The 685-nt window shown below is 49.1% G+C and carries 1 protein-coding gene; it reads left to right on the forward strand.

Features of this window, described 5'->3' with window-relative positions:
• A partial coding sequence (locus RTW80_RS26655; RefSeq protein ID WP_312721094.1) for an ATPase, T2SS/T4P/T4SS family occupies positions 1-685 on the forward strand: 685 nt, incomplete at both ends.

The raw sequence follows: 685 nt of genomic DNA on the forward strand, positions 1-685 counted from the left end.
ATTATCTGTGACAAATCCGACGAAGAGGCCGTCAAACTGGCATGGAGTCGTGCTATTTCATCGGCAATGCGACTTGACCCCGATGCCATCATGGAAGGGGAAATGCGCGATCTTGTCTCGATGATGTCAACCACCTACGCGGCTCAGACCGGTCACATCGTTCTGACGACATTACATACAAACTCAGCTCTGGGTATACCGGAGCGAATGATTACGATGGGTATGAATGCCGATCTTATTTGTGATGCGCAATTACTGATTGGGATGATAAGCCAGCGCCTTGTACCAACGCTGTGTCCCTCCTGCCGTATTCCATGGGAAAAGCGAGTACCTGAACTTAGCGAAGACGACCGCGCTTACCTTGAGCGGCACTGCAATAAAGATTCACTCTGCAGTACAGATAATATCTGGTTCCGAAATCCTCACGGATGCTCCGACTGTAATCACGACGTAATTATTAACGGCAGAAAGCGCGGTGAAATAGGTAAAGGCCTCACCGGCAGGACCGTAATTGCTGAAGTGATAGAACCTGATAATCGCTTATTTCAGATTCTGAAAACACGCGGCAAAGTTGCAGCACGTAAATACTGGCTTGAAAACATGCATGGCATCAGTCGTGTGGAGCATCTGCTTCGCCGTATCAATGAAGGCCTGGTGGACCCTCTTGAAGCCGACAGAATCATCC

This window comes from Escherichia sp. AM3 (assembly GCF_032029835.1).
In the GTDB taxonomy this organism is placed as follows: Bacteria; Pseudomonadota; Gammaproteobacteria; order Enterobacterales; family Enterobacteriaceae; genus Escherichia; species Escherichia coli.